General features: G+C 53.1%; 3 protein-coding genes. All 3 read right to left on the bottom strand.

Annotation, left to right across the window (positions count from 1 at the left end):
- A partial coding sequence (locus ACH2EH_RS07675) for an ATP-binding cassette domain-containing protein (protein WP_395140463.1) occupies positions 1-258 on the bottom strand: 258 nt, incomplete at its 3' end.
- Positions 248-1,108: an ABC transporter permease gene (locus ACH2EH_RS07680; protein ID WP_395140465.1), complete on the bottom strand. Its 861-nt coding sequence runs from the start codon at positions 1,106-1,108 to the stop codon at positions 248-250. The genes ACH2EH_RS07680 and ACH2EH_RS07675, both read right to left, overlap by 11 nt.
- A gap of 66 nt (positions 1,109-1,174) precedes the next feature.
- A partial coding sequence (locus ACH2EH_RS07685) for a Gfo/Idh/MocA family protein (RefSeq protein WP_395140467.1) occupies positions 1,175-1,900 on the bottom strand: 726 nt, incomplete at its 5' end.

A 1,900-nucleotide genomic window follows, 5' to 3' on the forward strand; every position in this document is an offset into this window, starting at 1 on the left:
AATTCGTGAGAGAAGTTTTAGTAAAGTGGACTTCCCTGCTCCATTACGTCCCACAATACCTAAAACGTCACCACGCTTAACATCGAAGCTCAGGTCACGCAGTGCCCAGAACTCCTCTTTTTCCATTTGCTCAATCGGATTGCGCAATTTGTGCAAAAGAGCCTCACGAAAGCTCATGCTCTCGCCCTGGTGAGAAATCACATAGGACTTCGAGACATTTTTGACACGAATTGCGAGGTCGTCGGCATTAGATGACATCGGCGAACCTCCGCTCTAGCTTTCGAAAGACAACCATCCCCAACAGAAGCGCAACAAGAGCAAAGGCCACGTTGTAGGCAACAAGCCCCCAGCTATAGACAGGCTCTCCCAAGAGTGACCACCGCATGGCATCAATCAGCCCAGACATCGGGTTGATCAGGAAAAAGGGTTGCAATGAGGGTCCTACTTTTACCATTGCATTGACTAATGGGTAGCCCACAGGCGAGGCAAATGTTCCCATAGATAACAAAACGGGCAGAGCGTACTGCACATCTCGGTAGCTCACGGATACTGCTCCCGCCATCATCCCAAGCCCGAGTGCGAGAATCTGAATTACCAACAACCAGAGTGGAAAAGTCAGGATGGCTAAGGTGATCGGCACTTGGAAGATCACCAACCCTATGAGAACGGCAACAAGCGCAATAGCAAAATCAAGTAACGTGCCATAGATTGTGGACAATGGCAAGATAATGCGCGGAAAAAAGACCTTGGAGATCATCTGTGCATTCTGCACAAGGCTCATACTCGCTTTTGAAAAAGTGCCACTAAAGCTATTCCACGTGGCAAACCCGACAAGAGCAAAGAGAAAGTAGGGAATCTCGCTCTGTAGCTCAATTCCTGCCACTTTGTTAAAGAGAATGGTAAAGATCACCCCGCCGACCAGTGGCTGAAAAATCACCCAGATAATACCGAGTGCCGCCTGCCGGTAGCGAAGGCGGATGTCACGGAGAGCTAGGTTGTTGAGGAGGTCACGGAAACGCCAGAGTTCGGCCGGATCAAAGGCAACGAGGCTCTGTTTGGGGCGGATGATGTGCCAAGTGGGATCGTGCAGGTGCGATTGATTACTCATAATGAAACGGGCTAAACAGGCGGGCCGGATTATTTTACCACATGGCACATCATTCCAAACTGATTCTTAGAGAATTGCGACTTCCTTCCCTACCTCACTCGACTTATAGATAGCATCCATAATCTGGGTGACCATCAGTGCCTGCTCGCCCGTTGCGGCTCCGACGGACTCAATTGGGAGATCCTCGCGGATGGCTTTGACAAACACCTCGATCTCTTTGCCGTGCGTGCTAGCGACATTGGGAAGCCAGCCGGTGGTGGTGTCGGTAAGGGTGCCGAACTCCTCACGGTAGAGTGTGTACTTGCCCGCATTGGCATCGAAGAATGCCCCGGCTCCCGTTCCGAAGAGCTGGGTGTCAAAGTGCTCCTGGTCAATATTGGCCAAAAACGATGCGAGCAGAGTCATCGTGCGCCCATCCTCAAATCGCACGTAGGCGCTGGCAAAATCCTCGACAGTGTAGGCCTCGGTGTCCCACTGGCCCCACTCGCCGACAAGGCCTGGGGTCTTGCCCATCTTACAGACAGCACTGCCAACCGTGGCGACGGGCTTAGGATGCCCCATCAGCCAGAGAGTCATGTCAGTGATGTGGACACCGATGTCAATCAGCGGGCCGCCCCCGTTTAGTTCCTTGTTGATGAAGACGCCCTTGGCGGGCACGCGGCGGCGGCGAATCGCACGCGCAGCGGCGTGGTAAATATCGCCAAACTGACCGCTCTCAATGGCGCGCTTGAGGCTCTGCGCACCGGGCGAGTAGCGCATGTTAAAGCCAATCTGGAGCTTCTTACCCGTCTC

The organism is Armatimonas sp. (assembly GCF_043760365.1).
Lineage (GTDB): Bacteria > Armatimonadota > Armatimonadia > Armatimonadales > Armatimonadaceae > Armatimonas.

What these genes read in the sequence shown, in the direction of transcription:
- ACH2EH_RS07680 (WP_395140465.1), bottom strand. Translation starts at nt 1,108, where the DNA reads ATGAGTAATCAATCGCACCTGCACGATCCCACTTGGCACATCATCCGC.